The organism is Kitasatospora sp. NPDC057198, from assembly GCF_042670125.1.
In the GTDB taxonomy this organism is placed as follows: domain Bacteria; phylum Actinomycetota; class Actinomycetes; order Streptomycetales; family Streptomycetaceae; genus Kitasatospora.
In genome coordinates, this window is sequence record NZ_JBHUWH010000009.1 from 1 (window position 1) to 14,071 (window position 14,071).

Here is a 14,071-nt window from a genome sequence, read left to right on the forward strand (position 1 = left end):
GGCCTTCGGTCGGGCGGAGGCTACGGGATTCGAACGCGCGAGGGGTTGCCCCGAACACGCTTTCCAATTCTCCTCGGTGCCGTCCGCCGGGGTTCCCCCCCCGCCCCGACCTGCGGCGGAGGGGGCGGCCGGGCGGCAGCTGAACCTGATTGAACGGGGATGAATGAGACCAGAGCTGAGACCACGCCGCCTGCCGCCTGGGGCCGGATCGATCCGCTCCGCTCTCGGTCAGCTGTCCGTGTCCTTGGGATGTCGGGGTGAGGCGTAGACGAGGTGGACGGTCCGGCCCGGCTCGTCGACGAGATAGCGCACGCGCCCGCCGGCGGTCACCTCGTACTCCCACTGCGGTAGTTCGTCGCCGCCGAGAACACGCGTTGAAAGACGGCCTCGGAGCCGGTGCTGCCGATCGGGGTCGCTCATGGACAGGGGGTTGGCGCGGAGGGCTTCGAAGCAGCGACGGGTGTTCCCCGGCGCTTCCGTGCAGAGGTCGCCCCATCCTTTGGCGGCCTCGCTGGTAGCGAACCGCAGCCGCCACTCGTCGCCGACCGGTGGCGGCGGGACGTCGTCTCCGCGCTTGGGGCTCATGGAGCGAGTACTTCGCCGTGGTCCTCGCCCGAGAGCGGTCCGGTGAGCTGGGTGCTCAGTTCGGGGTCCGCCAGGATCCTGGCGGTGGCACGCCACTCGGCGATCACACGGTGCAGGTTGGCGTGGACGTCCAGCTCCACCACGTCGCGAGTGGCGTCCACGAGGTCGACGACGAACTCGCGGACCTCCTCGGCCGACAGGTGCCGGGTCCAGGGGAAGACCTCGGGGAGGGCGAGGAGTACTGCGCGCGCACCCTCGTCGCTGGTGATCAGGGCCGCGAACAGGCGTGCGGTGACATCTGCGGTCTCCTCGCGCTGACGGTCGTGGCGTTCGGTGGTGAGGTACAGGTCCTCGCCGTCGCGGCGGGTGACGTGGACGCGCTGCGCCTGCTCGACGGTGTCCGCGACGCGCTTCGAGTTCTTCGACAGGTCGGAGAACGACACGGTGAGAGTGGACATACGGCCACGCTACTTCGGAATACGTTCCGAAGTCAATGTGCAGATGCACCTAACTAGGTGCAGACTTCCGCGCCGTAGTTCGAGAGCATGGCGGGAGCGCCTGGAGGGGCCTGACGTGTGGAGATCCGCAGCAGTAGTGGGTGGTGCAGTGCTCGGGTTCATGGCGTTCGCCGCCGCGCTGCTCCGATCGACGAGGACGGTCCTGCGGCTGGCGGCCGACGTGGTGCGCTCATGGCGCGATCTCCGGCATGCCCTCCTCTGAACGGTGCCGGACGGAGGTGAATGCAACCAGGACTGCAACCAGAGGTGCTCTGCTCGCTCGGGCTGGTGGTCACTGGCGGCCAGATCGCTCCCCACCAACTGGCCGCCAGCGGGGGGCGCCAGAACAGGGCCTCTTGTGCCGACCGGTCCGCGGCGGCGGCCCGCAGGTCCTCGTCACATGTTGTCGTGGAGGAAAGCGGGGATGTCATCGCGGGTCGGGTAGTTCGGCAAGGGCGCCGGCTTGTCCTGGAGGAACGCGGTGATGGTGGCGACGGCCCGTCGGTCGTTGTCGTCGAGGCCGTTCCACATGTGGTGTCCGACTCCGGGCATGTACTGCGTGCGCTGGATGGCAGGGTCGGCGGCGAGGATGGCGGTCTCCCATTGGCGCACCTGGGAGGAGCACTCGGCGATCATCAGCATCGCGGGCGTCTGGGAGCGCCCCAACTGCGGCGCGATGGAGGGTGAGTCCTTGATCGTCTGCTCGACGCGGAGGCTGGCGGCGGGGCTGAAGGAGAAGTTCTGCGTGGTGTTCTCGACCGGGATGCGGTGTGCGTCCCGCGCGCAGTAGGCGGATGCGGTGTCGCTGCCGAGATCGGCGGCAGTGAACGCGTTGTCACCCTCGGCCTGTCCCACCAGCCCGTTGTCGGGGCTGAGGAGATCGAGCCGCATGAGGCCGAACGCGACGGCGTAGCGTGGGACGTGCGTCGAGCGCGGTCCGGTCATGGCCGGTGCGATGCCGCGGGCGGACGGTCGACCCGTGTGCCCGGTGATACGCGCTGTGGGTCCGTCCATCGGGCCAGGCTCGGCGATGACCGCCCGGTGGACGTGTGCGGCGACGCCCGGGTCGGCCAGGGCCCGGGTGAGCACGACCGCGCCCGAGGAGAATCCCAGGACGTCGACGCTGCCCTTGCCCAGTCGGTCGACGAAGGCGTCGAGGTCACGGACCGACCTGGAGATCGAGTACTGGTCCATGGGAAGCAGGTCGCTCCGTCCGCCGCCTGCCTGCTCGTAGGTGTAGACGTCGTAGCCCTGCTGTGCCAGGAGTTGCAGGAACCGGTGGTCGAGTACAGAGATGCCGCGCACCGGCCCGCCGTTGAGGTACACGAGCGGAACCGGATGCCGGGTGCCGGCGTTCGCGGGCGGGTAGTGGTACACCGCGACCCGGCTGCCCGTGGCCAGGCTCCAGTGCTGCGCGGCCGCGAACGGCAGGTCCGGTGGATACCGTCGTGCCGTGGACACGGTCGGGATGCAGACCGACGCCGTCAACGCCGCCGCGACGACCACCGGCAGTAAGAGAACGAGCCGCGCCCGCCGGGTTCGACGTCGACCCCACCACAGTGCGGCGGCGGTCGCGACCCCGAGGGTTGCCGCCCACGCTGCGAGCCCCGAGCCCGCCCCGTCCGTGAGGACGATCAGCGCCAGGAAGACGACGACCAGTCCGGCGACGGCCGCCGCAGCCGTCAGCAGGCGCCCTGCGAAGCGGATGAGACGTAAGACGGACGGTCGCATGGCAGTCTCCCGAGAGTTTCAAAACACTGTTTCAAAACGATGTTATCAGGGCGGGTAGGGTGGTTCCGTGGGTAGGCCGAGAACGAATGACGTCGCCGTCAAAGAGCGGCTTGTGGCATGTGCGACCGAGATGTTCGCCACCCGTCCACGGGAGTCGGTGACGGTCCGCGCCTTGGCCGCTGCCGCCGGGACATCGACAGCGGCGGTGTACACGCTGTTCGACGGCAAGGACGCACTGGTCGGCGAGGTGCGCGACAGGGCGGTCGCCGGCCTGTTCCAGGACCTTTCGGCGGTTCCGACCTCCGATGACCCCCTTGCCGACCTCTACGCGCTGGCCGCCGCGTACCGGCGATGGGGAAGCGAACACCGCCACCTCTACACCGTGCTGTTCGGCGGCGCGCAGTCCTTCGACCCGTCGGGAGCGGTCGGCACCCGCGACCCGGTCCAGCCGCTCCTCGCGGCGATCGACCGCGCCGTAGCGGACTCCGTCCTCGCGGGCGAGGCGACGTTGATCGCCCTCTCGCTGTGGGTGACCTTGCACGGGCTCGTGACTCTTGAACTGGCCGGAGCCCTCGAAGCCGCCACGGCCGAGACCGCGTTCCGGTCGACGGTTCACGCCACGCTGCGCGGCTGGGCGCCCCCGGCGGCGTTTCGTAGCCTTCGGCACACTGACCCGACGTGACGGCGGTCGCGACCAAGGACCACCTTCTGTCGTCCTTGCCCGCCCGCCGCCTGCCCCCGATCGACCACGCGCGCCGAGCAGGCTGCAGCCGTGGTTCCGTGGCCGATGGTGGGGGGCCCGCATGGCCCAGAAGTGCGACTGGGACCAAACCTGCGACCAGGAGACGACGAAGGCCCGGACCGCTGAGCGGTCCGGGCCTTCTGCCGGCGGAGGATACGAGATTCGAACTCGTGAGGGGTTGCCCCCAACACGCTTTCCAACTGTTTGTCCGGGAGCGTTCGTCACAGCCCTGACCAGCGGCACAGCGGTCGATGCCGACCCGTGGACCGGGCTGAATGCAACCCAAGCCGCGACCCTCCGGCGGGTCAGCTGGCAAGCTTCCATCGTTTGATCATGACTGGCCTGGTGTAGGGAGCGGGCCAGATCGGGGTTGCCAGCGGGCCGAGCACTACTCCCGTGGTGCAGCCGCCCCTTCCTGTGATGGGACTCCGAGGCCCGGATCGCCCGTTCGGGTGATCAGTGAACCGAAGCGAGTCTTGGAATCGTTACCCGGGAAGGGTTGCGAATATTGCGACTACTTCGGATACTTCGATTACCAGGGGAAGGGGACCCACATGGCAACAGCAACAGAGGGCCGCAAGATCGCACCGGGCACGGTCGACGCCGAAAGCGCTCAGCGGGCCCTGCGTAGGATCCGCGACCACCTCGCCCACAACACCGACGCCACGACTGACATCACCATCCTCGGCGAACACGGCGACGACGACCCGCTCGTCCTGCCGCGCGCCACCGTCGAGATGTTCGCAGCAATGCTTGCCGCGCTTGCCAACGGCCAAGGCGTCCAGCTCATGCCTGTCAACGCCATGTTGACCACGCAGCAAGCAGCGAACATGCTGAACGTCTCCCGGCCCTACCTCATCGGACTCCTCGAGAAGCGCGAGATCCCGTTCGAGCTCGTTGGCCGACACCGACGGGTCAAGTTCAACGACGTCCTGGAGTACAAGCGCAGGGACGATCGCGAACGCAGGAACGCAGCCGACTCCCTCACCAGCCTCGACGAGGAGCTGGGGCTGCTCTGAGATGGCCTTCATCGTCCTATACGACTCGAACGTGCTCTACCCGAACACCGTCCGGGATCTGCTCATCCGACTGGCCCAGCATGGCATCGTCCAGGCCAAGTGGAGCGAGCAGATCCTGGACGAGGTGCAAGAAGCGCTGCGGCGCAACAACGTCGGCGACGGCGAAAAGCGCACAGAGCTCCGGCGCCGCATGAACGCAGCCGTACGAGACTGCCTGGTCACCGGCTATGAGTCGCTGATCGAGGGCCTCAAGCTGCCCGACCCGGACGATCGGCATGTCCTTGCTGCCGCCATCAGGGCTGGTGCACAGGTCCTCGTGACAGACAACCGCAAGCACTTCCCGCCGGATTACCTCGCCGATTGGGGCATAGAGCGGAAGACAGCTGACGACTTTGTCATGGACTTGATCGACTTGGACGACCGCGTCGTCTACGGCTGCGTGATGGAGATAGCGAACAGCCGGACGCGGACACCAGTCACGTTCGACGACATCCTGGACCAGTTGGAGAGGTCTCAGCTCATCGGGGCTGTGAGCCTGCTTCGCGCCGGCCCTAACCCGAGCGCCTGACTCAACGCACGAAGGCCCCGCCATCACTTTGCGGGGCGCCTGCTTGTTTCGCTCGGGCTTGATCAGCGGCGGCCGCCGAAGCTATCGCGCCAGAGGACCGCGCGGAAGGTCCTGGCGCGGCCCGTCGAGACAACAGGCGAGATTACGAACGCCGAAGGCCCGGAGCGCAGTTGCGGTCCGGGCCTTCGATCAGGCGGAGGATACGAGATTCGAACTCGTGAGGGGTTGCCCCCAACACGCTTTCCAATTCTTCGCACCTCGGTCCGCCGCGATTCACTCCTGTCCTGACCTGCAGTGGAGCGAACCGTTGGATGGTGTCTGGACCCGGTCGAACGGAGGTGAATGAGACCAGAACTGAGACCAGATCCCGCTCTCCGGCGTTCGTCCTGGGTCAGCTCAGGCTCTTCCGGCGGATGCGCAGGAAGTAGGTGGTGTTGTGCCCCGCTTGGGTGCCGCTGCTCCAGCCGCTGGAGGTGGCGATGTCCCAGCCCCACTGGGTCCGCATCTGGTTGGCGAAGGTCCGCAGGTCTTCGATGGCGCAGCCGCAGCCCAGTTCGAGCTCGATCTCGACGTAGCTGGCGTTGGGCTTCGTCTCGTCGGGTGAGAGCTTCCAGCGGACCAGGTGTTCGTGTTCGGCCAGTCCGGTGCGGCCCTGGTCGTGGATGATGCCGTGGGCCCGGGCGTACTCGTCCAGGTCGTCTATGACGAACAGGTGGCTGCTCCACTCGCCCGGCCAGACTGCGTACAGGGAGGACTTGCCGCTCCGCGCTCGTTCGTAGGTTCCGGAGTCGATGCCGTGGGAGACGGTGCCGTCTTCCGAAATCTCGATGTAGCAGGTGGTTCGGCTTGTGCAGGGGAAGTCCCTGCCTGCAGCAGCAGCGCTTCTTGGCTGCATCGTTGCCTTTCCTGCCGCGCCCGGTCGAAGTGATGGACTCGGCGCAGTATTCGTTGGTCTCACGGGTGCATCGGCCGTTACTTCAGGCCGCCGAGAGGAGGGTTTGCTGATCGTTCCACCGTGCCATGGGGTAGGGAAGCGCAGTTAGACCTTCATCACCACGATGTGGTTCGGCAGCAGCCTCTCCAGATCCTCCGGGTCGGAGGTGAAGACCGTCACCTGGCCCCGCTGCCGCAGCGCCACCACCGCGAGCACGGCGTCGATCGCGTACTTGTGCCCGTGCAGGCCGGCGTCCGCCAGCAGTCGACGCGCCTGGCGCGCCTCGTCCTTGCCGAGTTCGGCGACGTTCACCCGCGACAGCACCCAGTCCCAGCGCTGCTCCGTGGTGCGTGCGTCGTACGCCTCGACCAGGGTCATCGGCGAGGTGACGATCTCCGCCTCGCCGCGGGCGGCGAGATCGAGCCGGGCGATCATCATCCGATCGCCGCGGACCGCGAGCGACAGGGCCTCGCTGTCCAGCACGAAGACGCGCAGCCGCCGCACCTCCTCGGCGCGCTGCTTCACGCGGCCGCCTCGCTGCCCTTGCCGCGGGCCGCTCGGCGTCGGTCGTGCTCCGCGTCGAGGTCGTCCAGTTCTGCGTAGGCGGCAGCCCGTTCATCGCTGCCGACCGGCCCGTGCTCCTCCTCCAGCCAGACGACCAGTTCCTGCAGCCGGTCGCGGTCGCGCTTGGCCCGGAGGGCGTCGGCGACGTAGGCGGAAAGGCCGCGGTCGGCACTGTCCGCGCGGATCTCGTCCAGCAGTTCCTCGGGGAGGGTGACGGTGACCTTCTTGGATGCCATACAAGCCACCATACTCGCCGTACCCCAGGGTGGCCCGGCTTCTCGGGAAACGCCGAAGACCCGGACAGCAGGTGCGGTCCGGGCCTTCGATCAGGCGGAGGATACGAGATTCGAACTCGTGAGGGGTTGCCCCCAACACGCTTTCCAAGCGTGCGCCCTAGGCCTCTAGGCGAATCCTCCGTGGGAGAGCTTAGTACATGTCGGGGGGTGGTTGCGACCACGCTCTCGCAGGTGGGTGGCGGGGTGTGGCCTGGGGATCGGAGTCGGGGGTGGGTGGGGGGAGTGGGGCCCGGGATCCGCTACTCTTGGGGCAGCCCCTCGTGTGGCGCTATCTCGCTGAACCCCCCCAGGGCCGGAAGGCAGCAAGGGTAGGTGGGCTCTGGCGGGTGCACGAGGGGTCCTTGCGTTTCCGGGGGAGTGCGGGTGGGCGGCCGCGTTTGTCGGTTGGGCCCGATATCTTCGGGGGTGTGTCCCTAGCCCTGTACCGCCGCTACCGCCCCGAGACCTTCGCGGAGGTCATCGGGCAGGAGCACGTGACCTCCCCGCTCCAGCAGGCCCTGCGCAACAACAGGGTCAACCACGCGTACCTGTTCAGCGGGCCGCGCGGGTGCGGGAAGACGACGAGCGCCCGCATCCTGGCCCGCTGCCTGAACTGCGAGCAGGGGCCGACCCCCGATCCGTGCGGGGAGTGCCAGTCCTGCCGGGACTTGGCGACCGGCGGCCCCGGTTCGATCGACGTGATCGAGATCGACGCCGCCTCGCACGGTGGTGTGGACGACGCGCGCGAGTTGCGCGAGCGGGCGTTCTTCGCGCCGGTGCACAGCCGGTACAAGATCTTCATCCTGGACGAGGCGCACATGGTGACCTCGGCCGGCTTCAACGCGCTGCTGAAGGTGGTGGAGGAGCCGCCGGAGCACCTGAAGTTCATCTTCGCGACCACCGAGCCGGAGAAGGTGATCGGGACGATCCGCTCCCGCACGCACCACTACCCGTTCCGGCTGGTGCCGCCCGGCACGCTGCGCGACTACCTGGCGCAGGTCTGCGGCCGGGAGGGCATCCAGGTCGAGGACGCGGTGTTCCCGCTGGTGGTGCGGGCCGGTGCCGGGTCGGTGCGTGACTCGATGTCGGTGATGGACCAGCTGCTGGCGGGTGCCGGCGAGGCCGGCGTGACGTACCAGATGGCGACGGCGCTGCTGGGGTACACCGACGCGGCGCTGCTGGACGAGGTGGTGGACGCCTTCGCCGCGCAGGACGGCGCGACGGTGTTCCAGGTGGTCGACCGGGTGGTCGAGGGTGGGCACGACCCGCGCCGGTTCGTGACGGACCTGCTGGAGCGGCTGCGCGACCTGGTGATCCTGGCGACGGTGCCGGACGCGGGGGAGAAGAGCCTGATCGACGCCCCGGCCGACCGGATCGCGGTGATGCAGGCGCAGGCCGACCGCTTCGGCCCGGCCGAGCTGAGCCGCGCCGCGGACTTGGTGAACACCGGCCTGACCGAGATGCGCGGGAACGCCGCGCCCCGGCTCCAGCTGGAGCTGATCTGCGCCCGGGTGATGCTGCCGGGCGCGTACGGGGACGAGCTCTCGGTGCAGGCCCGGCTGGACAAGCTGGAGCGGCGGGCGGCGACGGGCGGGTTCGCCGCGCCGGTGGCGTTCCAGCCGGTGGCACCGCAGTCGGCACCGGCCGCCCCGTCGGCGGCCCCCGCGCCGCACGACCCCGCGCCCGTACAGCCCGCGCCCGTACAGCCCGCAGCCGTGCAGCCCGCCCCCGTGCAGCAGGCTCCCGCGCCCGCTCCGGCCGGTCCCGCCCCGGGCGCCTGGCCGATCCCGCGCAGCTTCCCGCCCGGCGGCCAGCAGCCCCCGGCCGCGGCCCCCGTCGCGGAAGCCCAGCCCCAGGCCCCGGTGCCCGCCCCGGTTCCCGTCCAGCCGGCTCCCGTGCAGTCGGCCCCCGCCCAGCCGTCCGCGGGTGCGCAGCCCTCGGCGGCGGCGCAGCAGGGCGCGGCGCAGATCCGGCAGATGTGGCCGCAGATCCTCGAAGCGGTGAAGAACCGCCGCCGATTCACCTGGATCCTGTTGAGCCAGAACGGCCAGGTGGCCGGGTTCGACGGCAGCACGCTGCAGGTGTCGTTCGTGAACGCGGGCGCCCGGGACAGCTTCGTCGGCAGCCACAGCGACGAGGTGCTGCGGCAGGCGCTCGCGGACGCGCTGGGCGTGGACTGGCGGGTGGAGTGCATCGTCGACCCCTCGGGCACGACGAGTTCGCCGTCCGCGCTGTCCTCGGCGCCGCCCGCCCCGGCGGCCGGTGGCTGGGGTGCCCCGCAGGCGCCCCGGCCCGTGCAGCAGGCGCCCGTGCAGCAGATCTCCCCGCCCGTCCCGCAGGCGGTCGCGCCGGCCCCGATGCAGGCGCCCGCCCCGGCGGCCCCGCCCGTGCAGCAGCAGCCGCAGGCGGCGCAACCGGCGCAGTCCGCGCCGCCCCCGCAGGCCCGGCCGAACCCGCGGTCGGCGCAGTCCCAGCCGGTGGTGGCACCGGAGGACGACATCCCGGAGGAGGACGACCCGGACTTGGTCGAGGACGTGTTCTCCGCCCAGGAGCTGATCGTCCGCGAGCTGGGGGCGACGGTGCTGGAGGAGATCCACCACCGCCCGGGCGGCTGACCGTCCCCGGCCCAGGCCCCTGTCCCACCCCCGGCCCGGCCCGGGGTCCGGGCCCGGGACTGACGTGGGGTTCACGGACGGCCGCGTAGGCTCGGGGGGCGAGGCGCGGGTGCGGGCGGTTCCGGCCGGGCACACCCGGTGTCGTGACGGTCGTGCGGTCGTGCAGTCGTGTGGAGTGTCGACGGATCGAGGAGAGTCCCGTGTTCCCTGGTGGCCAGCCGAACATGCAGCAGCTGTTGAAGCAGGCGCAGAAGATGCAGGAGGACCTTGCCCGTGCCCAGCAGGAGCTGGCCGAGGCGAAGGTTTCCGGTTCCGCGGGCGGCGGTCTGGTGGAGGCGACGGTGACGGGCGCGGGCGAGCTGCTCGCGCTGACCATCGCCCCGGCGGCGGTCGACCCGGAGGACACCGAGACCCTGGCCGACCTGGTGGTGGCCGCGGTGCGCGACGCCGCCGCGGCGGCGCAGAAGCTGCAGGCCGAGCGGATGGGCCCGCTGACCCAGGGCCTGGGCGGCGGCAGCGGCATCCCGGGCCTGCCGTTCTGAGCTGACCTGACCTGACCTGACCTGACCTGACCGGAAGGGTCCGGCAGCGGCGCGTCCGGGTACGTCCGGTGCGGGTGTCGTGCACGCCCGGTGCGGGGGTCGGAACCCCCGGTGACGGGTTGTGTGATTTATGGGCCAGTAGGGCGTCGGGCGGTGTGTCCGGCGCCCGATTCGTTGGATGATGGCACCGGAGCGGACTCCGGTACGGCACCGGGGCGGACTCCGGTCGAAGGAAGGCGTGGCAGGTGTACGAAGGCGTGGTGCAGGACCTGATCGACGAGCTGGGCAGGCTGCCCGGGGTCGGTCCGAAGAGCGCCCAGCGGATCGCCTTCCACATCCTGCAGGCCGATCCGGTCGACGTGCGCCGGCTGGCGCACGCCCTGCAGCAGGTGAAGGAGAAGGTCCGGTTCTGCGTGGTCTGCGGCAACGTCGCGGAGGCCGAGCAGTGCCGGGTCTGCCTGGACCCGCGCCGCGACCTCGCGGTGATCTGCGTGGTGGAGGAGCCCAAGGACGTGGTGGCGATCGAGCGGACGCGCGAGTTCCGCGGCCGCTACCACGTGCTGGGCGGGGCGATCAGCCCGATCGAGGGGGTCGGTCCGGACGACCTGCGGATCCGCGAGCTGATGACCCGGCTCGCGGACGGCACGGTCACCGAGCTGATCCTGGCCACCGACCCCAACCTGGAGGGGGAGGCGACCGCGACCTACCTGGCCCGGCTGTGCAAGCCGATGGGCCTCAAGGTCACCCGGCTGGCGAGCGGACTGCCCGTCGGCGGGGACTTGGAGTACGCCGACGAGGTCACCCTCGGCCGGGCGTTCGAAGGGAGACGACTGCTCGATGTCTGACCGAACCGACACCACCACCGAACTGCCGGGCCCGCTGGGGCGGACCGGTGCCCCGGACGACTTCGCGGTGCAGATCGCCGACTCGGTGGAGAGCTTCGTGCTCGCCGTCACCGAGGTGGCCAAGGGCGACGAGCCGGGCAGCGCGATCTCGCTGCTGCTGCTGGAGGTCTCCCAGCTGCTGCTGGCGGGCGGCCGGCTGGGCGCGATCGAGGATGTGCTGCCGGAGGACCGCTTCGAGCCGGACGCCGGGCCGGAGCCGGACGGGGTGGAGCTGCGCGAGCGGCTCGCCGAGCTGCTGGCGCCGATCGACGTCTACCACGAGGTGTTCGACCCGTACGGGCCGCCGGAGAAGCCGAGCGCGTTCCGGATCTCGGACGACCTGGCGGGCGTGGTCAGCGAGCTGAACCACGGGCTGACGCACTACCGCGAGGGCCGGGTCTCCGAGGCGCTGTGGTGGTGGCAGTTCTCGTACCTGTCCAACTGGGGTTCGACCTGTACGGCGGTGCTGCGCGCGCTGCAGTCGCTGATCGCGCACGTCCGGCTGGACTCGCCGCTGGGCGCGGTCCCGGACGGGGCGGACACCGACGACGACGGGCTGACGGACGAGCAGTTGGAGCAGCAGGCGGGCGACCTGATGGCGGCCGAACTCGGCCTGTAGGCCCTGCCCTCCCCTGTCCCGGGCCCGCTCCGGTCCCGCCCCCGGCCCTCAGCCGCGACGGCGGCCCGGGGCGACCCGGCGGCGGCCCGGAAGTGATCGGAAGCGGTCGCACATGGCCGCACGTGGCTGGAAACCGACCACGACCGGCCGAAACCGTTCGGGTGTGACGCAACAGTCACCGGCCCCCCGGAAGCGAAGATTCCGGGAGCCGGGCCGCGCTCGGGCGGCGATTCTTCGGAGCGGGCGCCCGGGGCCCGCAGACCTGCCGGTCGGCGGTGACCAGAGTTCGATATTCGCATCTCAGCATGTGAAAGGGGGCGGTCGGAGAACCCCTGCTCGTTAGACTGGCCGCGACCTACCACCCCAAGTCGAGGAGCCCCCGTGGGCCTTGTCGTGCAGAAGTACGGCGGCTCATCCGTCGCGGATGCCGAAGGCATCAAGCGCGTCGCCCGCCGCATCGTGGACACCAGGAAGGCCGGCCACGAGGTCGTCGTCGTGGTCTCCGCGATGGGTGACACCACGGACGAACTCATCGAGCTCGCGGAACAGGTGACCCCTATTCCGTCCGGCCGCGAGTTCGACATGCTGCTGACCGCCGGAGAGCGCATCTCGATGGCGCTGCTGGCCATGGCGATCCGGACGCTGGGCTTCGACGCCCAGTCGTTCACCGGCAGCCAGGCCGGTGTGATCACCGACTCGACCCACAACAAGGCGCGCATCATCGATGTGACGCCGGGCCGGATCCGCGCCGCCCTGGACGAGGGCAACATCGCGATCGTGGCCGGTTTCCAGGGCGTGTCCCAGGTCTCCAAGGACATCACCACGCTGGGCCGCGGCGGCTCGGACACCACCGCGGTGGCCCTGGCGGCCGCGCTGGGCGCCGAGGTCTGCGAGATCTACACCGACGTGGACGGCGTGTTCACCGCCGACCCGCGGGTGGTCAAGAAGGCCCGCAAGATCGACTGGATCGCCTTCGAGGACATGCTGGAGCTGGCCTCGTCCGGCTCGAAGGTGCTGCTCGACCGCTGTGTGGAGTACGCGCGGCGCTACAACATCCCGATTCACGTACGATCGTCGTTCTCCGGGCTGCCGGGGACGATCGTCAGCGGCACCAACCCGAACAAGAAGCCCGAAGGGGGCGAGATGGAGCAGGCCATCATCTCCGGAGTCGCCCACGACACGTCGGAGGCCAAGGTCACCGTCGTCGGCGTGCCCGACAAGCCGGGCGAGGCGGCCCGGATCTTCCGCGCGATCGCGGACGCCGAGGTCAACATCGACATGGTCGTGCAGAACGTGTCGGCCGCGGCCACCGGCCTGACCGACATCTCCTTCACCCTCCCCACCAACGAGGGCCAGAAGGCACTGGACGCGCTGAACCGGGTCAAGGAGGGCATCGGCTTCGAGTCGCTGCGCTTCGACGACGCGATCGGCAAGATCTCGCTGGTCGGCGCCGGCATGCGTTCCAACCCGGGCGTCACCGCGACCTTCTTCGAGGCGCTCTCCGAGGCGGGCGTGAACATCGAGCTGATCTCCACCTCGGAGATCCGCATCTCGGTGGTCACCCGTGCGGAGGACGTGCCGGAGGCGGTCCGCGCCGTGCACACCGCGTTCGGGCTGGACAGCGACACCGACGAGGCGGTCGTCTACGGCGGCACCGGCCGCTGAACGGTCTCCGGGTCCGCCCCCGGTACCCACACCGCAACGGTTGTGTGCGGGAGGGGTGAAGCGGACCCGGCCCGTCCGCCGGGTCTGCCAGAATCCCCCTTCGGAGCCAGTGCGCTCGGGAGGGGGATTCCCTCTTCCCGCGCAACAACGCCCCCGGCCGGGGCAACCAGGACAGGGGATCGTGTGTCCAACCATCGTGACGAACGTGACGGGGGCGGCGGTGGCGGTCGTCCTGCCCGGGGCGGCTCGGCGGGCCGGTAGTCGGATGGGCTTTGCTGCGGCGGCAGCGGACGCGACCGGGGCCAGCGTCGACCAGCTCACCGACGCCTACCGGGCCCACTACCGTTCCCTGCTGCGGCTCGCCGCGCTGCTGCTGGACGACCTGTCCTCCTGCGAGGACGTCGTGCAGGAAGCGTTCATCCGGGTGCACGCCGCCCGCCGCCGGGTCCGCGACCCCGAGAAGACCCTCGCCTACCTGCGGCAGACCGTGGTCAACCTGTCCCGTTCCACGCTGCGCCGCCGCCTGCTGGGCCTCCGCCTGCTGCCCAAGCCCATGCCTGACATGGCCAGTGCAGAAGAGGGGGCTTACGATGCGCTGGAGCGCGACGAACTCAAGGCCGCGCTACGGGGGTTGCAACGCCGTCAGCGGGAGGTGCTGGTGCTGCGCTACTACGCGGACCTGACAGAGGCACAGGTCGCGGAGGTGCTCGGCATTTCCATCGGCTCGGTGAAGGCGTACGGGTCGCGCGGGATCGCCGCCCTGCGGGTGCGGATGGAGCAGGGCAATGGCTGAGGGCCGACCTTCCCGACCCGGTGGGGGAGCGGCCGACG

At 70.0% G+C, this 14,071-nt stretch carries 15 protein-coding genes, 1 tRNA gene and 1 other RNA gene; 10 read left to right on the forward strand and 7 right to left on the reverse strand.

All coding sequences use genetic code 11. From position 1 onward, the window contains the following. Positions 1 to 228 precede the first annotated feature (228 nt). The 3 genes from ACFUEL_RS02150 to ACFUEL_RS02160 form a co-directional block, all read right to left on the reverse strand. On the reverse strand, positions 229 to 585 hold the full coding sequence (locus tag ACFUEL_RS02150; RefSeq protein WP_380233990.1) for a hypothetical protein: 357 nt from the start codon (positions 583 to 585) through the stop codon (positions 229 to 231). Then, positions 582 to 1,043 (reverse strand): prevent-host-death family protein, encoded by a 462-nt coding sequence (locus ACFUEL_RS02155; RefSeq protein ID WP_380233991.1) that lies wholly within the window; start codon positions 1,041 to 1,043, stop codon positions 582 to 584. The genes ACFUEL_RS02150 and ACFUEL_RS02155 overlap by 4 nt, the downstream gene beginning before the upstream one ends. Before the next feature lie 435 nt (positions 1,044 to 1,478). Continuing rightward, a complete protein-coding gene (locus tag ACFUEL_RS02160) occupies positions 1,479 to 2,813 on the reverse strand; it encodes an alpha/beta fold hydrolase (protein ID WP_380233992.1) in 1,335 nt (444 codons plus the stop codon). 67 nt (positions 2,814 to 2,880) lie between these two features. Here ACFUEL_RS02160 and ACFUEL_RS02165 point away from each other — a divergent pair, with 67 nt between their 5' ends. From ACFUEL_RS02165 to ACFUEL_RS02175, 3 genes are all read left to right on the forward strand, one after another. Next, positions 2,881 to 3,495 (forward strand): TetR/AcrR family transcriptional regulator, encoded by a 615-nt coding sequence (locus ACFUEL_RS02165; protein WP_380233993.1) that lies wholly within the window; start codon positions 2,881 to 2,883, stop codon positions 3,493 to 3,495. 614 nt (positions 3,496 to 4,109) lie between these two features. After that, a complete protein-coding gene (locus tag ACFUEL_RS02170) occupies positions 4,110 to 4,574 on the forward strand; it encodes an excisionase family DNA-binding protein (RefSeq protein WP_380233994.1) in 465 nt (154 codons plus the stop codon). A 1-nt stretch (position 4,575) separates the two neighbouring features. Beyond that, positions 4,576 to 5,142 carry a putative toxin-antitoxin system toxin component, PIN family gene (locus tag ACFUEL_RS02175; protein ID WP_380233995.1) on the forward strand — a complete coding sequence of 189 codons (567 nt, stop codon included), beginning with the start codon at positions 4,576 to 4,578 and terminating at the stop codon, positions 5,140 to 5,142. A gap of 391 nt (positions 5,143 to 5,533) precedes the next feature. Here ACFUEL_RS02175 and ACFUEL_RS02180 read toward each other — a convergent pair whose 3' ends face one another. From ACFUEL_RS02180 to ACFUEL_RS02195, 4 genes are all read right to left on the reverse strand, one after another. Beyond that, positions 5,534 to 6,037: a hypothetical protein gene (locus tag ACFUEL_RS02180; protein ID WP_380233996.1), complete on the reverse strand. Its 504-nt coding sequence runs from the start codon at positions 6,035 to 6,037 to the stop codon at positions 5,534 to 5,536. 144 nt (positions 6,038 to 6,181) lie between these two features. Then, positions 6,182 to 6,601 (reverse strand): PIN domain-containing protein, encoded by a 420-nt coding sequence (locus ACFUEL_RS02185; protein WP_380233997.1) that lies wholly within the window; start codon positions 6,599 to 6,601, stop codon positions 6,182 to 6,184. Further along, complete coding sequence (locus tag ACFUEL_RS02190) at positions 6,598 to 6,876, reverse strand: CopG family transcriptional regulator (protein WP_344549582.1); 279 nt, start codon at positions 6,874 to 6,876, stop codon at positions 6,598 to 6,600. The genes ACFUEL_RS02185 and ACFUEL_RS02190 overlap by 4 nt, the downstream gene beginning before the upstream one ends. Positions 6,877 to 6,971: 95 nt before the next feature. Next, positions 6,972 to 7,056: transfer RNA gene (locus ACFUEL_RS02195), tRNA-Ser, on the reverse strand. A 132-nt stretch (positions 7,057 to 7,188) separates the two neighbouring features. Between ACFUEL_RS02195 and ffs the strand changes: the two genes are divergently transcribed. From ffs to ACFUEL_RS02230, 7 genes are all read left to right on the forward strand, one after another. Next, positions 7,189 to 7,279, forward strand: an RNA gene (gene ffs / locus ACFUEL_RS02200) — signal recognition particle sRNA small type. Positions 7,280 to 7,343: 64 nt separating this feature from the next. After that, positions 7,344 to 9,530, forward strand: coding sequence for a DNA polymerase III subunit gamma and tau (locus ACFUEL_RS02205; RefSeq protein ID WP_380233998.1), 2,187 nt, complete (start codon positions 7,344 to 7,346; stop codon positions 9,528 to 9,530). Positions 9,531 to 9,754: 224 nt separating this feature from the next. After that, positions 9,755 to 10,072, forward strand: a complete 318-nt coding sequence (locus tag ACFUEL_RS02210; RefSeq protein WP_380234044.1) for a YbaB/EbfC family nucleoid-associated protein — start codon at positions 9,755 to 9,757, stop codon at positions 10,070 to 10,072. Between the two features lie 245 nt (positions 10,073 to 10,317). Continuing rightward, complete coding sequence (gene recR, locus ACFUEL_RS02215; RefSeq protein WP_380233999.1) at positions 10,318 to 10,917, forward strand: recombination mediator RecR; 600 nt, start codon at positions 10,318 to 10,320, stop codon at positions 10,915 to 10,917. Continuing rightward, positions 10,910 to 11,575, forward strand: a complete 666-nt coding sequence (locus ACFUEL_RS02220) for a DUF5063 domain-containing protein (RefSeq protein ID WP_380234000.1) — start codon at positions 10,910 to 10,912, stop codon at positions 11,573 to 11,575. Before recR ends, ACFUEL_RS02220 begins: the two co-directional genes overlap by 8 nt. Before the next feature lie 381 nt (positions 11,576 to 11,956). After that, on the forward strand, positions 11,957 to 13,240 hold the full coding sequence (locus ACFUEL_RS02225; RefSeq protein ID WP_380234001.1) for an aspartate kinase: 1,284 nt from the start codon (positions 11,957 to 11,959) through the stop codon (positions 13,238 to 13,240). 265 nt (positions 13,241 to 13,505) lie between these two features. Further along, positions 13,506 to 14,033: a SigE family RNA polymerase sigma factor gene (locus tag ACFUEL_RS02230; RefSeq protein WP_380234046.1), complete on the forward strand. Its 528-nt coding sequence runs from the start codon at positions 13,506 to 13,508 to the stop codon at positions 14,031 to 14,033. Positions 14,034 to 14,071 lie beyond the last annotated feature (38 nt).